The organism is Lederbergia panacisoli (assembly GCF_024626525.1).
Lineage (GTDB): Bacteria > Bacillota > Bacilli > Bacillales > Bacillaceae_C > Lederbergia > Lederbergia panacisoli.
On the sequence record NZ_JANJGU010000008.1, the window covers coordinates 1 to 20,793 of the forward strand.

At 38.9% G+C, this 20,793-nt stretch carries 20 protein-coding genes; 19 read left to right on the top strand and 1 reads right to left on the bottom strand.

Features of this window, described 5'->3' with window-relative positions:
• Positions 1–150 precede the first annotated feature (150 nt).
• The 3 genes from NQ185_RS11940 (at position 151) to NQ185_RS11950 (ending at position 4,212) form a co-directional block, all read left to right on the top strand.
• Positions 151–1,092, top strand: coding sequence for a carbohydrate ABC transporter permease (locus NQ185_RS11940; RefSeq protein ID WP_257582058.1), 942 nt, complete (start codon positions 151–153; stop codon positions 1,090–1,092).
• Positions 1,093–1,111: 19 nt separating this feature from the next.
• Complete coding sequence (locus NQ185_RS11945; RefSeq protein WP_257582059.1) at positions 1,112–1,951, top strand: carbohydrate ABC transporter permease; 840 nt, start codon at positions 1,112–1,114, stop codon at positions 1,949–1,951.
• Between the two features lie 122 nt (positions 1,952–2,073).
• On the top strand, positions 2,074–4,212 hold the full coding sequence (locus NQ185_RS11950) for a glycosyl hydrolase 53 family protein (RefSeq protein ID WP_257582061.1): 2,139 nt from the start codon (positions 2,074–2,076) through the stop codon (positions 4,210–4,212).
• Between the two features lie 376 nt (positions 4,213–4,588).
• On the opposite strand, the gene NQ185_RS11955 is transcribed toward NQ185_RS11950, so the two are convergent.
• A complete protein-coding gene (locus NQ185_RS11955) occupies positions 4,589–5,230 on the bottom strand; it encodes a YigZ family protein (RefSeq protein ID WP_257582062.1) in 642 nt (213 codons plus the stop codon).
• 277 nt (positions 5,231–5,507) lie between these two features.
• Between NQ185_RS11955 and NQ185_RS11960 the strand changes: the two genes are divergently transcribed.
• The 16 genes from NQ185_RS11960 to flgL all read left to right on the top strand — a co-directional run bounded on the left by NQ185_RS11960 (position 5,508) and on the right by flgL (position 20,760).
• Positions 5,508–6,650: a sensor histidine kinase gene (locus NQ185_RS11960; protein ID WP_257582063.1), complete on the top strand. Its 1,143-nt coding sequence runs from the start codon at positions 5,508–5,510 to the stop codon at positions 6,648–6,650.
• A gap of 121 nt (positions 6,651–6,771) precedes the next feature.
• Positions 6,772–7,452 (top strand): response regulator, encoded by a 681-nt coding sequence (locus NQ185_RS11965; protein WP_257582064.1) that lies wholly within the window; start codon positions 6,772–6,774, stop codon positions 7,450–7,452.
• A 157-nt stretch (positions 7,453–7,609) separates the two neighbouring features.
• Positions 7,610–8,152 carry a transposase gene (locus tag NQ185_RS11970; protein WP_257582065.1) on the top strand — a complete coding sequence of 181 codons (543 nt, stop codon included), beginning with the start codon at positions 7,610–7,612 and terminating at the stop codon, positions 8,150–8,152.
• Between the two features lie 185 nt (positions 8,153–8,337).
• Positions 8,338–9,180, top strand: coding sequence for a DegV family protein (fakB, locus tag NQ185_RS11975; protein WP_257582066.1), 843 nt, complete (start codon positions 8,338–8,340; stop codon positions 9,178–9,180).
• Positions 9,181–9,237: 57 nt separating this feature from the next.
• Positions 9,238–10,698 carry an ATP-dependent helicase ComFA gene (locus NQ185_RS11980; protein ID WP_506323683.1) on the top strand — a complete coding sequence of 487 codons (1,461 nt, stop codon included), beginning with the start codon at positions 9,238–9,240 and terminating at the stop codon, positions 10,696–10,698.
• Positions 10,698–11,405, top strand: a complete 708-nt coding sequence (locus tag NQ185_RS11985; RefSeq protein ID WP_257582068.1) for a ComFC family protein — start codon at positions 10,698–10,700, stop codon at positions 11,403–11,405. The genes NQ185_RS11980 and NQ185_RS11985 overlap by 1 nt, the downstream gene beginning before the upstream one ends.
• 57 nt (positions 11,406–11,462) lie before the next feature.
• Complete coding sequence (locus tag NQ185_RS11990; RefSeq protein WP_257582069.1) at positions 11,463–11,867, top strand: TIGR03826 family flagellar region protein; 405 nt, start codon at positions 11,463–11,465, stop codon at positions 11,865–11,867.
• A gap of 105 nt (positions 11,868–11,972) precedes the next feature.
• The gene (gene flgM / locus NQ185_RS11995) at positions 11,973–12,230 is read left to right on the top strand and encodes a flagellar biosynthesis anti-sigma factor FlgM (RefSeq protein ID WP_257582070.1); all 258 of its coding nucleotides are present in this window, start codon (positions 11,973–11,975) and stop codon (positions 12,228–12,230) included.
• Positions 12,231–12,439: 209 nt separating this feature from the next.
• On the top strand, positions 12,440–14,725 hold the full coding sequence (locus NQ185_RS12000) for a hypothetical protein (protein ID WP_257582071.1): 2,286 nt from the start codon (positions 12,440–12,442) through the stop codon (positions 14,723–14,725).
• Positions 14,722–15,018: an EscU/YscU/HrcU family type III secretion system export apparatus switch protein gene (locus NQ185_RS12005; protein WP_257582074.1), complete on the top strand. Its 297-nt coding sequence runs from the start codon at positions 14,722–14,724 to the stop codon at positions 15,016–15,018. The genes NQ185_RS12000 and NQ185_RS12005 overlap by 4 nt, the downstream gene beginning before the upstream one ends.
• Before the next feature lie 48 nt (positions 15,019–15,066).
• The gene (gene fliS / locus NQ185_RS12010) at positions 15,067–15,498 is read left to right on the top strand and encodes a flagellar export chaperone FliS (protein WP_257582075.1); all 432 of its coding nucleotides are present in this window, start codon (positions 15,067–15,069) and stop codon (positions 15,496–15,498) included.
• A gap of 17 nt (positions 15,499–15,515) precedes the next feature.
• On the top strand, positions 15,516–17,306 hold the full coding sequence (locus tag NQ185_RS12015; RefSeq protein WP_257582076.1) for a flagellin N-terminal helical domain-containing protein: 1,791 nt from the start codon (positions 15,516–15,518) through the stop codon (positions 17,304–17,306).
• Positions 17,307–17,408: 102 nt separating this feature from the next.
• Positions 17,409–17,846, top strand: a complete 438-nt coding sequence (locus NQ185_RS12020) for a YaaR family protein (protein WP_257582077.1) — start codon at positions 17,409–17,411, stop codon at positions 17,844–17,846.
• 39 nt (positions 17,847–17,885) lie between these two features.
• Positions 17,886–18,371, top strand: a complete 486-nt coding sequence (locus tag NQ185_RS12025; RefSeq protein ID WP_257582078.1) for a flagellar protein FlgN — start codon at positions 17,886–17,888, stop codon at positions 18,369–18,371.
• A gap of 15 nt (positions 18,372–18,386) precedes the next feature.
• Positions 18,387–19,871, top strand: a complete 1,485-nt coding sequence (gene flgK, locus NQ185_RS12030) for a flagellar hook-associated protein FlgK (protein ID WP_257582079.1) — start codon at positions 18,387–18,389, stop codon at positions 19,869–19,871.
• Positions 19,872–19,884: 13 nt separating this feature from the next.
• Positions 19,885–20,760, top strand: a complete 876-nt coding sequence (gene flgL / locus NQ185_RS12035) for a flagellar hook-associated protein FlgL (protein ID WP_257582080.1) — start codon at positions 19,885–19,887, stop codon at positions 20,758–20,760.
• The last annotated feature ends 33 nt before the right edge of the window (positions 20,761–20,793 follow it).

Below are 20,793 nucleotides of genomic sequence, written 5' to 3' on the forward strand. Positions count from 1 at the left end.
GGATTTTGGTGTGTGTGTGGTAACCTCACTTTTATCCTAAAATTATGGGGGTGGCAAGTTTTTTGCTTATAAACCCTTTTATATCAAGGAATTATTAACTTTTTACTATAGATGTTTTGACAATACGACTGTCAAGATAGGAGGTATATTATGGAACGCATTGTAAAATCAAATGAGGTTCAGATTCCACTCGGATCTTCCAAAAAAAGTTTATGGAAAGAAATATATAAAAATAGAATTCTCTATCTTTTCATCTCTCCTTTTTACATTCTATTTTTGATATTTGGATTATTTCCCATTGTCTTCTCACTTTATTTGTCGTTTCAAAAGTGGGACGGAATTGGAGAAATGGAATTCATCGGCCTCAGGCAATTTAAATATTTAATGACCGATCATATTTTTTGGCAAGCAGTAAGCAATACTTTTATTATTTGGTTTATATCAACACTACCAATGTTAGGCGGCGCTTTAGTCATTGCATTTTTATTAAATGCACCTTTTGTTAAAGCGAAAGGCTTCTACAGGGCAGCTTATTTTGTAACAAATGTTACATCTATCGTTGCTGTTACAATTATTTTCCAGTCCATTTTTGGAAATTCATACGGGTTGTTGAATTACATACTAAAAACAATTGGCATGGAACCCGTAAAATGGTTGGATTCCGGTATTTTAATCAAAGTTGTCATTGCCTCCATGGTTGTATGGAGATGGACGGGCTACAATGCCATAATTTATTTAGCGGGATTGCAAGGAATCCCTACTGAATTATATGAAGCTGCAAAAATTGACGGTGCCAATACCACCCAGCAATTTTTCTATATTACCATCCCATTATTAAGACCGATTATCCTCTTTACCGTTTTAATGACAACGATTGGCTCCATGCAATTATTTACCGAACCTCAAGTTTTACTTGGAAATTCCGGTGGTGTTGGGGGAGCTGGATTAACAATAACCCTCTATATGTACAAACAAGGTTTTATTGATAACCAATTTGGATATGCATCCGTCGTCTCTTGGGCTTTATTCGTGATTATCGGGTTATTTGCATTATTAAATTGGCAAATCGTAGATAAAGCGGGATCTAAATAGGGATGAGAGGTGAGAGATAATGAATGTGAATAAACGGCGTGTACAATTTAAAACTATTCTTTTGCATTTCTTGCTTTTAATAGGAGTATTTATTTCAGTATTTCCTTTTTACTGGCTAGCCGTCATGTCGACAAATAAAACAAGTGATATTTTAAGATTCCCACCAAAACTTGTATTTGGTTCGGAGATCGTGACCAACATCACAAATGTAATGAACAGTGTAGACTTTGTTCAATCTTTCTTAAATACTTTGTTTGTTACTTCAATTTCTGTATTTTGTGTCCTATTTTTCTGTTCGCTTGCAGGCTTCACATTTGCTAAGTTTAACTTTCCGGGAAAGAAATGGTTATTCAGTCTTTTGCTTATTACATTAATGATTCCATCTCAACTCTCGTTTATCCCATCATATATCATTATTTCAAAAATAGGATGGGTTGGAACTTTTAAGGCATTAATCATTCCTGGTGTTGCAAACGCATTTGGGATTTTTTGGATTAGGCAATTTTCCCTTGAATCAATCAATGACAGTTTGTTAGATGCAGGGAGATTAGATGGCTGCAGTCATTTCCGTCTATACTGGAATATTGCCTTGCCAATATTACGTCCGGCATTGGCTTTTCTAGGGATCTTCTCATTTATCGGAGTGTGGAACGATTACTTATGGCCATTAATTGTTCTGAATGATCCTGAAAAATATACGTTGCAAGTAACACTGTCCACATTAAGTGGTATTTACACAACAGATTATGGAATGGTAATGGCGGGAACCTTGCTGGCAACCTTACCCTTAATTATTATGTTCTTATTTGTAAGCAGGCAATTTATTTCCGGGATTACTGCGGGTGCGGTGAAGGATTGATGATTAGTTAGCAGCTTCATATAATTGGATAGGGAGGGGATACATCCATCATATTAATTTTTGCATTTTCATCACAGTACCAAAATGGTTAATACATGAATTAATTAGGAGGTAAGGTACACGTGAAAAAGCGCAATATAATAAAATTCTCCATAAGTTTTTTGGTAGTAATGTTAGTAATATCAGTGACTTTCATGAGTCTGCCGGCGCATGCATATCATGGTACTGCAAACATTACCCCAGCAGTTACAAATTTAACCTCAAAGAATTGGGTATCAGTTCAGGCGGGTACTGGAGATGCAAGATTAGCTATGGATCAAGATGAGAACACATATTGGGATGCAACTATCGTTTCAGATCAAAGCTGGATTGAGTTTGACCTTGGTGGGAAATATCCTGGTATGAGAAAAATAGAGGTTATATTTCCTTCTAAAAACGGAAAATACCAATATAAATTAGAAGCGTCGGAAGAAGGCGAAAATTGGTTTACTCTTTCAGACCATTCAAAAGAAGCAATAATCGGAGGAGAAGATATTCTAATTAAAGATACTCCTGCCATTAGATACTTGAAAGCTACTTTGCTTGGGGTGTCAAACGGAGCGATTGCTGGAATATCTGAAATACGAATAAATAACTATATTCTTAAGGAGAATCTTACTGTTGGTGCAGATATATCGTACGATACACTATATCTAAACAGAAAGTATACAACTTCGAATAATTCAAATTTCCCATCTTCGGATGGCCGTATGATTGGCACCATGCAAGAAACCGGTATGTCTTCGGTTCGTTTCCGGATATGGAATGACCCCCGTAATGAGGGTACTGGAAATCCAGTTACTAACCTTGATGGGAGTATGAGTCCTGAAGATACCCTTAATAAATCTCTATATGCTAATGGGCTTGGCATGAAAGTCGGGCTAGACTTCCATTATTCTGATAGCTGGGCTGACCCTGGTAAGCAAGTAAAGCCAAAGGCTTGGAAAGATTTGAATTTTGAACATTTACTGGATGCTGTATATGATTTTACTTACGAGGTAACGGAAAGTCATGTAAAGTCTGGTGTCGTTCCTGACTATGTGCAAGTTGGCAACGAAATCATTAATGGTATGATGTGGGGAAATGAAAAAGTAGCAACTGGAAATGAACCAAATTACGCTAAAAATGACCGTTCCTATTTCGCAAATTCGGGTGGCGAATTGCTTTGGGAGTATTGGGGTTCAGAGGATCCTGAAAAGCAGGCTGCGTATAACGCATCATGGAATCGTTTTGCAGCTTTAGTTGATGCAGGACTTCGTGCAGTTAAAGAAGCTTCTCCAACTTCAAAAACAAAAATTCATGTGATTGTTGATGCAAATAGGCTGCCAAAAACACAGGAATTTTGGCGTCAATTGACGACTAGGCTTAAGGAAGATTTTAATAATGATTTTGATATCATGTCAATTTCATATTATCCCGAATGGCATGGGACGATGGAAGCATTGAGTGAATATTTACATGCATTTGCAACTGAATTTCCTGAGTATGAACTAGCAGTATCTGAAACAGCCCATCCTGCTTCAGGCGGCACATCCAAAACTGGTTATCCTTATTCAATTCAAGGACAAGCAGATTTCATGAAGGACGTAATGCGTGCATGTAATGATACTATTAATGCATCTTGTTCCACCATGTTAGTTTGGGAACCAGTAATGTGGCAAACGATGTTTACTCGGATTGGAAATACACAATTTTATCAGGCAAATGATTCGACACGTGTATTCCATGAAGCGTTCAGTGAAAATATTCAAAAAAGCAATCACTATCTTTCTACTAAACTTTACACAGTGCCTATTTTACCAGAGTTCACTGAAGTATTAGATATAGAAAACAATGTAATTAAAAAGGCTAAAGTATCTTGGGATTCCATTTCAAAGGAAGCATATTCAAATCTAGGTTATTCCACTGTTAAAGGAACAACCGAGTTTGGAGAAGTAATCGCCCATATTTCGGTAGATATTGATATTAGTGTTATTGAGAATTTGCTGAATGAGTATATTACTTCGGGAGAAGTCTCAGGTCCATTAGTTTCACAGTTGGAGAATATGCTTAAACAAGCTAACCATCATTTAAATAAGGGTTCACAAAAAGATGCAATAAAGTTTATTGAACAATTTTTATTTCATCTTAACCGAAGTGCGAATGAAAAAAATGTTTCAATAAATGCAAAAGAAAGTCTTTATAATCATGCTCAGTTATTATTGGAAATAATGAAAAAATAAAAAACAGAATAAAAACTACAAACAAGGAAACGCCCTCACTTTTATCATTAGATGAGGGCGTTTTTTTAGAAAAAATTTAAGAAGGAGATATTGATATGAGCCGGAAAAGAAAAGTAATTTCACTTTTCCTTATTATGGATATGCTTGTTAATATATACCCCTGGTTTCTAGCCTAGAAGAAGCCAAGGCTTCTGAAGAAAAAGATAATAACAAAGCTAGAGATGGACAACTAAATGCATTTGAAAACAAATTAAAAGCACAAACTAACAAATCATTATCTAAAGAACAAGTGCAAATCTTGCTCAAATGGATGGCAGATTTAATATAACTGCCACAGTGCTGTTAAATAAGGAGAGAAGGACATCCCTCTCCTTATTTAACGCGGTGGCACATCCATCTCAAGATACAACTTCTCACCTGCTAATATAGCAGCCTGTCCATTTGTCATATCAATGATCCATTCACTAAAATTTTCTAGTTCTGCATCTTCTACGAACGCTTCAAGCTCGACTTGATCGGAATAATGAATCTCTTTAAGTTGATAAACAGAAGAACGCAGTTCATTTTCAAGTTTCCCAAGCCAAGAGTAGTCGGCCTTCACATGCATAACGGTCATTAATTTCCGTTCCACCACTCCGACGGCGTTCAGTCCTTCTGTTGTCGATTTGCCATATGCTCTGATTAGCCCGCCCGCTCCTAGCTTGATGCCGCCGAAATATCTCGTCACTACAACAACCGTGTCTCTTAAATCGCGTTTTTTTAATACTTCTAGCATCGGGACACCCGCGGTTCCACTTGGTTCCCCATCGTCATTTGCTTTTTGGATTTGATTGTGCTCGCCAATCAAATACGCGGAGCAATTATGAGAGGCATTCCAGTGTTTCTTTTTTATATCTTGTATAAATTGTTGAGCTTCTTCTTCTGTTTCAGCGCGGCTAATATGTGCAATAAATCTTGATTTTTGAATGATGATTTCATGTTCACCCTGCTTTTTTACAGTAAAATAGTGCGGAAGCAAGAAATCAGCTCCTCTCTACAAAATCATTTGTAAGAAAAACTTAATGTTTAACAAAATTATACATGATATAATAATGAAATAGAATCATATCAACTTTAGGGATAGGTCTTTTTAACCGGCTAGTAGGTAAAAGGTATGAGTTGAGAGATTTAAATATAGGAAAATTCCGGTAATTTAGAATTATTTTGAAAAAAAAACACTTCAAAAATAGTTGAAATATGCATATTAATGTAAAATTAATTTAATGCGTAAAGGGGGGTATCCCTCGAGGTACATAATGCCACTTAGAAAAGTAGATGTAAAAGCTTTGGATTTTATAGTAGAACAAATGATTGATACTGTGGACAAGAGCAAAGATGAGATTTTTCGCATCGGCGAGCAATGTAGACAGGAACATGATTCATTAATAGCAGAAATAAAAGAGATTAGGGAGCAAGTTAAACAAGTTATAACCGAAGGCGATGACCTGGAAATAAAAGCTAGACTTGCGAGGAAGCGATTATCTGAGGTAAGTAAAAACTTTCGAGCGTATAGTGAAAAAGAAGTCCGTGAAGTATATGAAAATGCACATGAACTTCAAACGAGGCATACAATCAACAATCAGTTTGAAAAGCAATTGCGACTCAGGCGTGATGACTTGGAAAGACGGCTTTTAGGGCTTCAAGAAACTATTGATCGCGCTGAAACTCTCGTCTCACAAATTACCATCATTTCTAACTATCTCGTTAGTGATATTAAAGATATTGGTGAAGTATTAGAAGATGCCAAAATGAAGCAGGACTTTGGACTTCGTATCATTGAGGCACAGGAAGAAGAAAGAAAACGCATTTCTCGGGAAATTCATGACGGTCCTGCTCAGTTGCTGGCCAATGTTCTCATTCGTTCCGACTTGGCCGAAAAAGTCCATAAAGAATTTGGACCTGAACAATCCTTGGTTGAAATTCGTAGTTTAAAAGAGATGATTCGAGCAGCGTTATATGAAGTCCGTCGAATTATTTATGATTTACGCCCAATGGTGCTGGATGATTTAGGACTTATTCCAACATTACAAAGATATTTAGCAACCATTGAAGAATATCACAAAGTCGTCAAGTTGGACTTTATTCATATAGGTGAGGACAAAAGGCTTCCTTCAAAATATGAAGTGGCGCTTTTCCGTCTCATTCAGGAATCCGTCCAAAATGCCCTTAAACATTCAAAAGCCAGTGTGATCACGGTTAAATTTGAAAGAAGGCGTGACAGTGTATTTGTTATCGTAAAAGATAATGGCATCGGATTTAATCCCGATGAAAGGAGAAATGATTCGTTTGGTTTAATTGGCATGAAGGAGCGTATCGTTATTCTCGAAGGGACATTAGCCATAGAATCAAGCTCTGTATCAGGTACAGCAATTAAAATGCAAATTCCATTATTGGATTAACAGGAATTTATTTCTGTTGAAATAAGTTCAGATGGACAAGTGCTTTAGATTTTAACATCAGTCCATCAGACTTTTAAACTATTAAAAATGCTAAATATAGAGGCATGAGGGGGAATTATTAGTGTCAACGAAAATCGTAATTATTGATGATCATCAATTGTTTCGTGAAGGAGTCAAACGCATTCTTGAGTTCGAAAAAACGTTTACGGTAGTGGCTGAAGGTGAAGATGGTTCCCATGCAGTTGAACTTGTAGAAAAATTTTCACCAGACGTCGTGCTTCTTGATATTAATATGAAAATGACAAACGGTATTGAAGCGACACGTCAATTATTAGAGGCATATCCAGATACAAAAGCAATGATATTATCCATTCATGACGATGAAGCCTACGTAACACACGCATTAAAAACAGGGGCTTCCGGCTATATGCTGAAAGAAATGGACTCCGATGAACTCATCGAAGCTGTAAAAATTGTAGCGGACGGCGGTTCATACATCCATCCGAAGGTCACTCACAAACTGATTGGCGAATATCGAAGACTAGCAAACCAAACGAATAGCGGAGGCGGCTACCAACAGCCAGAAGTTCAAGTTCCGCTTCACTTATTAACGAGCAGAGAGTGCGAAGTATTGCAACTGCTCGCAGACGGGAAAAGCAATCGCGGCATTGGCGAAACACTATTTATCAGTGAAAAGACAGTCAAAAACCACGTCAGCAACATCCTACAAAAAATGAATGTCAACGACCGCACCCAAGCCGTAGTAACAGCTATCAAGAATGGTTGGGTTGAAGTTCGATAAAAAATGGAGAATCTATTCAAACTTGGTTTGAATGGGTTCTTTTTTATTAGGGACAGGTTCAAAAGGGACAGGGCAAGAAGAAATAGAAGGAATTAATCATTTTACGTCGAAGTAGAGACAGGAGTGAAATAAAAATAGATACGGAAAGGATGATTCAATGGCTAGAAAAAGAAGGGAATGGCTTCCGGGTGATACTTTGCACATTACAAGTAGAGGGAATCGCAAAGAAGTACTCTTTTATGATGATAAGGACAGACATTATTATTTAGCATTGTTGTCAAAGGCTAAAAATAAATATCCCTTTCAGCTTCATTCCTATTGTTTGATGAGGAACCACATACATCTCCTTATAGAAACCACACATACCCCTCCTGGAAAAATAATTCACTCCGCACATGCATCTTATGCAAGATATTTCAATAATCGTTATGATTTAGTGGGACATGTTTTTCAAGGGCGTTTTGTAAGTAAAAAAATAAAAGACGCCGCGCACTTCTTGTACGTAAGTCGTTATATTCATCGAAATCCTTTTGAGGCAAACATTGTCAATGATCCCAGAGATTATAATTGGAGTAGTTATCCTGCGTATGTAAACGACAAAGAGGATCCACTTATAACGAAGGATAAGATCCTACAATTTTTTCCCACGAATCCAATTAACAATTATCGCCACTATGTCGAAGCGCGGCTAGATTATTAATAGCTAATGAACAGATGATTAATTTTGAACGCTTCACTTTTAGGAAGTCGAAAAGGAGAGGATCCGAAGGTACTCTGAAGCTGTCCCTAATGAACCTGTCCCCCCCTCTTAATCTGCCTCTTTTCAAAAGTAGATTAATTGGATAGAATGTAGAGAAGAATATGAAGTAAGTGAGGTGTATATTATTGAAGACGGCAGTTGTCACTGATAGTACTTCATACATACCGAAGCATATACGTGAAAATTTAAATATATATATGATTCCATTAAGTGTTGTCATTAACGGTGAAACATATCGGGAAGAGATTGATATTTCTGCGTCAGATTTTTATGATGTAGTCAGGAATGGGCAAAAGCTTCCAACTTCGACTCAGCCGCCTATTGGCGAATTTGAAGAATTGTATCATTCATTAGCTAAAGAATATGATGCGATTATTAGCATACATCTTTCAAGCGGCATTAGCGGAACATTTCAAGGAGCAGTAGCGGCCGCCGATATGGTTGAAGGTGCGAAGGTATATCCTTTTGATTCCGAAATTAGCTGCATGGCCCAAGGGTTTTATGTATTGGAAGCTGCGGTAATGGCTAATGCGGAAAAAGATCCTGCTGAAATACTCGCTCGATTGGACGAACTAAAAGCATCCATGAGAGCCTATTTTATGGTAGATGATCTATCTCACTTACAGCGAGGCGGCAGACTTTCGAGTGCACAAGCATTAATTGGAAGTCTACTAAACATTAAGCCTGTTCTCCATTTTGTCGATAAAGTCATCGAACCATTTGAAAAAATTCGTACCCGTAAAAAAGCCATGAAGCGCATCGAAGAGTTGCTTGGGGAGGATGCTCGTAAAGGAAAACCGTTGCAAGCGACCATCATCCATGCTAATCGTGTAGAGGAAGCGGCGGGCTGGAAACACGAATTATCAACACTTTATCCTAATGTCGAGTTTACAATCAGCTATTTCGGTCCTGTCATCGGCACCCATCTTGGAGAAGGTGCAATGGGACTGTGTTGGACGATAAAATAACAGTGGGCAGGTTTTCCTTCCCACTGTTTTTATAAAAATAACCACTGAGGTGATGTAGTGAAAAATTTCCCCGCTGACCTTCAATTTTTTCTCTCCGGTCGTGCTCTTCTTGCTTCTGAAATCCCCTTTTCTCCTGAAAAATTGGACAAGCAAATTTCAATAGGAAACATTATAACAATCTCGGGAATTGTTAAAAAATCAAAAAGATGGCGGTGCAACCGCTGCGCGAATTCGACGCAGAGGCTATTTGCAAATTTTCCATGTGCAAATTGCGAAAACGAAAAAGGCTGTTTTTATTGCCGGAAATGCATCATGATGGGGCGGGTATCCTCATGTACCTCATTGTACACATGGTGTGGCCCTCCTGTAGGATATCCTCCTAAAACGACAATCAAGGTCCCACGTCAAAAAATCATACGAAAACTCCCACCGCCTACTAATCTTCCAACTAAACTCCACCACTCATACCTAACTTGGGAAGGAGAACTCTCACCTGGTCAAAAACTTGCCTCACAAGCAGCCATCGAAGCCGTCAACACGAAAACAGACATCCTAATTTGGGCGGTTTGTGGAGCAGGTAAAACAGAGGTGCTTTTTGAAGCGATTGATAAAGCGTTACTCGCAAGAGAACGAATATGCATCGCCACACCAAGAACAGATGTCGTATTGGAGCTGGCACCTCGTTTTAGAAAGGTCTTTCCACAATTAAAAGTTTCTGCACTGTATGGAGGAAGCGAGGACCGCCATGAATACGCTCCACTCACCATCTCCACGACACATCAGCTCATGCGTTTTGAAAAAGCGTTCGATGTCATGATTGTAGATGAAGTTGATGCTTTTCCTTTTTCCTACGACGACAGCTTACAATGGGCTGTAAAAAAATCTACTAAACATGAGACTGCCTGTCTTTTCTTAACTGCTACTCCAAATGAGAAGTGGCAGGCGGAATGTAAATACGGGAAAAGAAATTATGTGAAAATTCCCGCCCGCTACCACAGAAGGCCGCTGCCAGTTCCTGCATTTAAATGGTGCGGCGATTGGAAGAAGCAATTTGGAAAAGGTCGAATCCCCAAAATGGTAGAAGCCTGGGTGAAGGAACGGCTCAATTCCGACAAGCAGGCACTCCTTTTTTTACCCCATATAGAACTGATGGAAAAAGCTCTCCCCCTTTTTCGCAAACTCCACTTAGGAATTGAATCTGTCCACGCCGAAGATCCTTTTAGAAAAGAAAAAGTTGAAAAAATGAGACAAAAAAAGCTTCCTCTCTTACTTACAACAACCATCTTAGAAAGGGGAGTAACATTTCCGAACATCGATGTTGCTGTCATTGGAGCGGAAGATGATATTTTTACAGAAGCTGCCCTTGTCCAAATCGCTGGCCGGGTTGGCAGGAGTTCAGAATTTCCTACTGGGGATATTACCTTTTTCCATCATGGGCGGACGAAAGCAATGATCAAGGCGCTCATCCATATCGATAATATGAACAAAGAAGCTTTGCGTAAGGGGTTGATTGACTAATGACAAATTACTGCCTCTATTGTGACACTTTGATAATGAATGAAATGGATTGGATTAAGTTAATTTTTCCGAAACGAGAGTCGCCATTATGCTATAAATGTAAAGAAAAGCTTGAACCAATAACAGAAAATCTGTGTGATGTTTGTTCGAGACCGTTAAAAGATCTAGATTCGAAATTTGTTGCCAATCACACTTGTCTTGACTGTGTACGTTGGGAGCTGGACGCAAGATGGAAAGGCTCACTTGATAAAAATGTTTCTATTTATGTGTATAATGATTTTTTAAAGGATCTAATTGCCCGATTCAAATTCCGCGGCGACTATGAGTTGGCGAAAGCATTTTCCCCGGAAATATCCGCACAATTAAAATCTCTCGAACATGACCTCCTCGTTGCCATTCCCCTTAGCGACGAACGCCTTAAGGAACGTGGTTTTAATCAATCAGAGGCTTTCGCCCGTGAAACAGGGTTCGTAACATGGGATATCTTGATCCGGACTCATTCAGAAAAGCAATCGAAAAAGTCTCGTGAAGAGCGTCTCTCTCAACAGCGAGTATTCCAAATAAAACAGCCAAGTATTGTTCAAGGGAAAAATATCCTGCTCCTAGATGATATATATACGACTGGTTCTACTCTAAGGCAAGCGGCGAAAATACTAAAACAGGCAGGAGCTGCACAAGTTCGTTCATTGACAATTGCAAGGGGTTAACAATGAATTAATGTTGCCGATATAAATAATAAGAGTATAGTAAAAGGGGATTTTCCAATGGATTTATTAAATTGCCCGGACTGCGGCGAGATCTATGTGAAAAATTCGGTTCGTGATGTATGTGACAAATGCTACCGCGCGGAAGAGGCGCTTTTTGATAAGGTGTACCGATTTTTACGAAAAAAAGAAAACAGAGCAGCAAGAATAGAAAGTGTTTCAGAGGCAACAGGTGCACCTGAAAAATTATTATATAAATGGGTAAAGCGTGGTCGATTGCACACAACACAATTTCCGAACTTAGGTTATCCATGCGATCGATGTGGGAAAATAATTCGTGATGGCCTCCTTTGCGAAGGATGCGCAACTAGCATAAAAGGCGAACTGGAAACATTAGAAATGGAACACGAACGCCTTGAAAAATTGCATAAGTCGATTTATTATTCGCAGGAACGGAGAAAATAGGAGAAATTTGGCGAGAAATTCCTGTTAAACATTTTTGTTAGACACCCGATAATAAGAGTACAAGAAAAATTGTTCCAACTAGATGGAAAGTTAGGAGGGACTGAAATGAAAATTAATCCTTTTCGATCCGTGGAGATGAATCCATATAAAAAGCAATTAAATAAACTGGAGAAACAGCCAGCAATCGCTAAAACAGATAAGGTGGAAATCTCCGCTGAAGCGAAAGAAATGCAGAAACTTCCATCCATCGTTAAGGAACGGGAAGTTCGCGTGGCGGAATTGAAAAATCAAATCCAAAACGGCAACTATAAAGTGGATTTGAAGGAAGTCGCAAAAGGTATTGCGAAATTTTACAAATTATAATAACTAAATAAATATGCAGCGACAAATCGAATGGATTCGAAGCATAGCTCATGGAGGAGCGGCTATTGAAGCACGGCGAAGAATGAAAGAGCCTATTTAAAAAGGCTCTATTTAAAGATGCCGTCTTTTGAATCCAAGATGAAAGGGAATCTGCCCCATTATCTTTGGGTTGCAGATTCTTTTGTTTTTTCGAAAGGAGGCTTGAAAAAATGCAAATTCAGAATGAAGCGAAAACAGCGATTTTACCTCAAAACGGAAATCCCGTAACCATCAAAGAAGGTGGAACATACTCCGCTACGATTACGGAAAAACTTCCGAATAACGAAGCAATTGTGCAGATTAAAGGTCAAGACATGCATGTGAAATTTGAAGGAAGTATGCCTGATGCGGGGAAAATTACGTTGCAAATGGTAAATGGAAAACAAGATATTCCTGTCGTAAAAGCCGTTGCCTTGCCGACCGCCCCCATTTCTAATACAGGATCTGGCCAACCACTTCCTGAAAATGTTAGACAAGCCGTCCAAGTACTACACCAATATCATATTCCGATTAGCAGGGAAACATTGAATAATATTAGATCGTACATAGAAAAAGGACCGGGTACATCTGAGCAAAGATTAGAAACCATTATTAATATGGCAAAGAAGCAGCTTGATTTTACCCCTAACCAAATTAAAGCGGTGCATGAGGCTTTGCACGGAAGATCACTTGGATCTGTGTTGAATGAACTGGTACAGGAATCGAACCCCGATTTTAAGATTCAAAATCCTTCAATTAATAGAAGTGAAGCTAATCGGGAAATCCAACAAACAGTGCTAAACCAGACTTCTAATGTGGTTCAGGATACTATGCGAGAAGCGTTAAAGCAGTTAAAAACGTCTGCCAGCTTATCGACCGTCTTGCAATTCATAAAAGGGAAACAGGAACTTCCTATTACATTGAATCATGCTGTTGAAAGGGCATTGCAGTTACAGGCTTCAGGAAGGGAGCTAGATGCAAAGCAGGAAATCATCTCGGCATTGACAAAACTTTTAACAAGTGAAAAGCCAATACAAGTTACATCAACGGATATTCTTTCGCAAGGAACAGATATACAGTCTGAAATTCAGGAAGCTTTGAAACAAGTAAAAACAGCACCTAACCTATTAAAGGTTTTACAATTTATAAAAGAAAATACGTTATTACAAAACCTTCCTGAAATACAAAAAAACAATTTACAACAATCAGTTGAAAAGGCAGAACTGCTCCAAGCTGGGGGGCGAGCGCTGGCGGCGAGGCACGAAATCGCAATGGGATTAACTAATCTTGTAGAAGCTGAAACGTTGACTCAACCCGAGCAAGAAGCCGATGCAGCATACCGAATTAGCAATGACATATTGGCTTCCATTCCAGTGCAGTCGAGGGACTTGATTGTTACAACGATAACAAAGAAGCTTTCGCAGGCGGCATTAGATTTTAAAGCTGTAAAACGCGACATCTTAAATACATTGCGAACTACGGAATTATTACTTAAACAAGCCCCCTTGCAAGCGAGGCAGCTATTAGAAGCTGTGATAAAACAATTGGATAATGCGATTTTAAAAAGTGACTTTATGTTATTCACCGACATGGGGACGGAAAAAAAGCTAATGCAAGCAAGCTCTCAGCTTCATGAAGCAAGAAAGCTTCTTGGAAAAGGAGACTTTATAAAAGCGAACGAAATCGTTAATCAAGTAAAAAATACAGTCGACAAATTAATCTTCCAACCATCGGATCAGCGTGTGAAACATTTCGTTTCAAAAGAGCTGTTAAACTTGGAACAATTTCCAGTTGAGAAAGAGATCGTGCGTTCATTCAATGAACCTTACCAAACGTTAAGGCAGGAACCGAGTGCGCGGAACGCATTTGAATATATTAGAAGACTAGGTCTGACATATGACTCAGATATTGCACACCGCCTCGTTTCTGGTGACGGATCGCGGACAGATGCCGATGCTTCTTTAAAAAATAGTTTACTAAAATTAATTCAAGCTGAAGGAAATAATGCGGCAAGCCAAAAGGCGGAGCAAGCGTTGAATAATCTTACTGGGCAACAGTTGATGAGTAAGACAGACAGCTCCGGGCTGCAAACGATGTTATTTACACTTCCTATCATTCTCCGTGATCAATTAGAGGACGTAAAAGTATTTTTAAAATCCAATCAGTCTAAGCAAAAAATTGACTGGGAAAATTGCAGTTTATACTTTTTACTAGAAACGAAACGGATGGGAGATGTCGGCATTTTGTTGACATCTGTTGATAAAACTCTATCCGTTACGATAAAGAATGATCGCTTAGGTTTCCAAAATAAAATGGAACCTCTTGTGAAAACAGCAAAAGGCAGGTTGGAAGAAATCGGGTATAAAATTGGTGCTATCCAATTTTCAAGATTGACCTCCATAGAAAAAACTGAGGAGCCTAAAGAACAAAATAACCCCCCCAGATTTACAGAAAGAGGGTATGATTTTTCGGTATGAGACAAGCGTTTTTTAATCAAAAAAATCAGAGGCTGAAAAATGGACCATCTGCTGCTGTCATTCGTTACGATGAGGCTGAAGGCAATGCCCCACAAGTGGTAGCACATGGAACTGGTGGAGTTGCAGTGAAAATCATGGAGCTTGCTAAAGAGCATGGAATCATGATGCAAGAAGACGCCAATTTAGTTGGTCACCTACTTGATATCGATCTCGGCGACAATGTTCCCCCCCAACTCTACTCCGTTATTGCGGAAATTTTACTTTTACTTGAAGAAATGGATCGGAACTATTAAAAAATGATCGATTTATCCGATATGTAATATGAATGGAGGCAGGAAAGAATGGAATTTTTAACAAAAGAACTATTGTATCAACAAACGCCACAGCAACTTACTGCATTCCTTTATGAAGCGTGCATAGATAATTTAAAAGAGGCTATTACGAGCATTGAAAAGGGCAGCTATACAGTGGCCAATTCTCAGTTGCAAAAGGTAAATGATATTTTGGAGCGGCTCGGTGTTGGATTGAACTATGAATCTGGCATTATAGCTGACCAATTAGATACGCTCTATAACTATATGGCAAATCAAGTCATTATCGGGAATTTAAACAAAGATGTTCCTATTTTACAGGAAGTGTTAAACATGCTGGAGCAACTGGCAAGTGCATGGAATGAAGCGATGAATATGGAGAACACTAGTGGACAAAGGGAACTTCATCGTAAAACAAGCGCATATGAAAAAAATGTGATGGTCGAGAAACGCGATTACTAATTAAAGGGGAAGAACAAATGAGAATCAATCATAATATACAAGCCTTAAATGCATATAGAAATTTATCCCAGACAATGGCAAGTACTTCGAAAAGTTTAGAAAAACTTTCTTCTGGACTTCGGATTAATCGTGCTGCAGACGATGCCGCTGGTCTTGCCATCTCTGAAAAAATGCGCTCGCAAATTCGCGGACTTGGCATGGCAGAACGTAACGCACTTGATGCGGTTTCATTAATCCAAACTGCAGAAGGCGCTTTGAACGAAACACATTCGATTTTACAACGGATGCGGGAATTAAGTATCCAAGCTGCAAACGGAACGTTGGAGGATGGGGATCGAGAAGCTATCCAAACTGAAATCGATCAATTAACATTTGAGCTTGATAGAATTGCAGACACAACACAATTCAACCAAAAAAAGCTATTTAGCGGTGAACAAAATGGGAGAGCTTTTGCGAAAATAAGCTCTAACCAAGTAGCCTACGCTGGTAATGGGGAATGGAATGGGCAAGTAACGGCAGAGCCAACTTCTCCAGCAAAAGTGGATATTGAATTCGATAGCAATTTAGGTAAAGTAAGCAAAGCCAATATTGAAGCAAAGACGTTTACTATTAATGGCAAGCGTTATGAAATAGATTTAACGGACGGCACTTCAAAAGGGATCGTTAATGGAAATATTGCTGTTAACGTAACGGGTTGGAAGGATCCAGCGAGTAATGACACTGACATCATAGGTAATATGAATTTATTATTAAATGCTCTTGAAAAAGCGGTAGTTGATAATGATTCCGATTTTACCGTTACAAAAAGTCTAGCATCTGATATTGGAAATAATACAGATGGAAATATTAAAAATGCGATTCTTTCACTTGCTACAAAAAAACCAATGTCAGCTAAAGATGTTGATAATATGCAAGGTACAAATGAAAATGTTTCTACGAATGTATCTGGTGTTACTTTTAAAAACCCTTATCAAGCAAATGTAACTACCAATAAATTGGGTGCAGATCCGAATGCTATTCTTGCTAATAGTTTTACAATCGAATTTTCAGCTATGCCAAAAGCAGGTGATTCATTATTTATAGATGGACTTACAATCAACTTTGATACACCTGCGTCCGCATATGCAAATGGAACAGCAACACTGGATGTTACCGGGAAAGATATTTCAACATTATTAGGCGAAATCGTTGCAGTGCTGGATGATGCTACAAAAGATTCTAATAATCCAGTTGCTGCTCTAAGTCCTGTATATTCATTTAACGGAACGATGCTCACACTTGGAACAAATAAAACAGATAATGGATCAACTAACGGCCTTGAAATCGAATTAAGAGATCAAAGTTTCGACTCTGGCAAAAGTGAAGATCTAAATTTGAATTTCCAAATTGGGGCTAACAGTTCTGAAACACTTAATATTAGCCTTTCAATCATGGACGCAGCAAGACTTGGAATTGGCTTTAATGCCGATGGAACAAAAGCAGCAGTTGGTGTTAATGCGGAAAAGGGAGTTAACGTAAGTACAGAAGCGGCTGCCAGTGCTGCAATCGATCAATTAGACGAAGCGATCCGTTTAGTATCCGAACAACGCTCAAAACTAGGAGCTTATCAAAACCGTCTCGAACATACAGTAACGAATCTGCAAACTGCAAACGAAAACTTGACTGCAGCAGAATCACGAATCAGAGACCTCGACATGGCTCTTGAAATGACGAACTTTACACGAAGCAACATATTGAACCAAGCGGGACAAGCGATGTTGGCACAAGCCAATCAGTTGCCGCAAGGAATTCTACAGTTGTTGCAATAATATTAAAAACTTGGCCAGCCTCCTTCCGGTTTTGGGAGAGAGGCTGGGCATTCAATAGAAAAACAATTTTCAACAAAGAATCAGAAATCCGGAGTGATCTTCATGGAAGTACGCAGGGTCGAAAAAACGGGAATCAACAGCGTGCAGAAAAAAGAACAGCAAGCAACAGAATCGGTTCGTTTTTCCGAAGTAATGGCAAAAGGTCGAGAAAACATCGTTTATGAACGAATGGCCAAGCTTCGTCAAGATATTGAAACGCAAGGTCAGAAACTTGCTAAATCACAAACAATAGAAGATTTTAAAAAATATAAGCAGCTCGTCAAATCCTTCATGGAAGATGCCGTCAAAAACGGACTGCAGCTTGAAGAACAGCGTGGTCTTGATTGGCGCGGTCGCACGAAAGTATATAAAATCGTGAAAGAAGTTGACAAGAAGCTGATTGATTTGGCAAATACTGTCCTTGACAAGGAAGAAAAAGGGCTGGAAATTCTTAGCCTTGTTGGTGAAATCCAGGGACTGCTTATCAATATTTACACTTGAGCATAAAAGATAGATACGCTTGAATAGGAGGGTCAACAAATGACGACCCAAGCATTAATCGAAGCAATGGAAAAATTGCTTGATTTACATAATGAACTTCTGCAAACAGCAAATGAAAAAACAACTGCATTAAAAGATAACAATATCGAACAACTAACAAAAATCTTGCGCACAGAACAAAAAATAGCAGCTAGTATTCAAATTACAAATAGCAAGCGGCAACAAGTAGCGGAATTTTTAACAAAAGGAAATAAAGAAGTAACGATTTCGGATATTATCGAGATGCTTGAAGGACAGGAACGTGAGGAGTTGCAACAACTTCAGGAAGCGTTAAGTGCTGTTTTGGCGCAACTTAAAGATGTAAATGAACTAAACCAACAGCTACTCAAGCTATCCTTACAATTCATTCATTTGAATTTAGATTTAATGGCACCTGAATTGGATAATGCCAATTATACGAAAACAAGAGATGAAATGAATGATCAACCAAGTCCTGGGAGATCTATCTTTGATTCGAAAGCATAGAAGGGGGGATAAAGAATGCGTTCTACATTTATGGGATTAGAAACAGCAAAGCGTGGAATGTACACACAGCAAAGCGCAATCCATGTAACAGGTCATAATATTGCCAATAAAAATACACCTGGATATACGAGACAACGTGTTAATTTTGTACAAAGTGAACCGTACCCTGCTGCCGCGATGAACCGCCCGCAAATTCCCGGACAAGTGGGTACTGGTGTTCATGGTGGTGTTATCGAGCGAATACGCGATACTTTTGTGGATGAACAGTTCCGCACTGAAAATAACAAGCTAGGATACTACGAATCTATGACAGGTTCTATCGCGAAAATGGAAGACATTATGAATGAACCGAGTGATGTGGGTTTGTCAAAGGCGATGGCGCAATTTTGGCAATCTCTGCAAAGTTTGAGTACGAACCCAGAAAATGAAGGCTCACGGCGAGTAGTAATACAGAGGGCAACATCTGTAGCTGAGACATTCAATTATTTATATGGCTCATTAACAACAATAAAAAATGATATGAAGAAAGAAATAGACATTACTCTAAATGAAATCAATGCAATTGCAACCGATATTGCAAGCATCAATAAGCAAATCAGTGAAATTGAACCGCATGGTTATTTGCCAAATGATTTGTATGACGAGAGAGACAGGCTGATGGATCAATTATCGAAACTCGTTCCGATCGAAGCAGAAAGTATCCATTATGGCGGAAACTCCTTGTCTATTGCAGAAGGTGGACGCAATGTTTCTATGATCGTGAACGGGGAAAAAGTACTGCTAGTGGATGATGCAAAAACGAACCAGCTAGAATGGGATAATACGAAGGAAAAGCTTCTTTTAAATAATAAAGAAGTATCCTTTGATAGCTTAGGTGAAGGAAAAGGAAAAATGTCTGCCTTATTCCATGCTCATGATATTGATTACCCGGACATGCTCGCTGACCTTGATAAATATGCTTATACTTTTGCTCAAGTTTTTAATGAAGTCCATTCACAAGGACATGATTTAAATGGTGACCCAGGGGCAGCGTTATTTGATGTTGGGGATCTTAATGGGGCAGCTGGCAGAATCAACGTAATCATAACCGATCCAGCAAAAATTGCCGCGGCACTACAAGGGACGGAAAGTGGCAATGGCGGCAACGCACTGAATCTAGCTAAAATAAAGGACTTAGTAATTTCCGGGGGGGTAATTGAAGGGCTGGAAAACCTACCGACACTTGAAATTAAATCAGGTACAATGCAATCCTTCTATGAAGGGGTTATTGGTGCTATGGCAGTTAAAGGTCAACATGCGAACCGCCTGCAACACAATACAAATATTTTGGTAGAATCCGTGAGTCAAACTAGAAGTTCCATTAGTGAAGTATCACTTGATGAAGAATTCTCAAATTTAATTCAATATCAGCATGCCTACTCTGCATCAGCACGGATGATTTCAGTAATTGATGAGATGCTTGATAAAATTATTAACGGCATGGGGACTGCCGGTAGATAAGAGGGTGTAATATATGCGCGTAACAGATAGTATGATTGCTAGAAGTGTCATGAATAATATAAATCAAAGCTACGGGCGACTTGATCGTTTATTTGAACAAGTACAAACACAGAAGAAAATCTCACGTCCATCGGATGATCCAGTTGTTGCGATGAAGGGCATGTTTTATCGTACGAATGTCATCGAGGTCGAACAATTCAAACGCAATTTTTCCGAAGCAAGAAACTGGGTGGAAACGACGGATTCCGCAATTGGTGAAGCGACGAAGGTAATGGAACGGATTCGGGAATTAACCGTACAAGCAAGTAATGAAACGTATGATAAAACCCAGCTCGAAGCCGTTGCAGAAGAAGTTGCCCAATTAAAAGATCATTTAAAAACAATCGCCAATTCAAAAGTTGGAGATAAATATATTTTTAATGGAACAAATACATTAACAGCCCCAATCGATAATGAAGGCAATGTCTCTTTTGGAACAGATAATGTAGAATACGAGCTTGCAAAGGGGATTATGGTTCCTGTAAACATGCAAGGTGAGAATGTATTTGGAGCGGGCGGTAGTGTATTTAATGTACTAGATCGATTAGAATCAGCATTACGAACTGGCGATACAAAAGCTGTCGGTGATATGTTAGATGATTTTGATGCAAGTGCAGATAATATGATTTCTGCTCGTGCAGAATTAGGAGCACGTACAAACCGCCTAGATTTTATGGAAGAAAGAATTGATAACCAAGAAATCATCGCAAAACGAATAATGTCTGATAATGAAGACGTTGAATTTGAAAAAGTGCTCATGGAATTTAAAGCCCAAGAAGCGGTCCACCGTGCGGCCATGTCTGTTGGGGCAAGGATTATTCAACCGACTTTGATGGACTTTTTGAGATAAAGAATAATGAAGGGTCTACCTCTGAACGGGGTT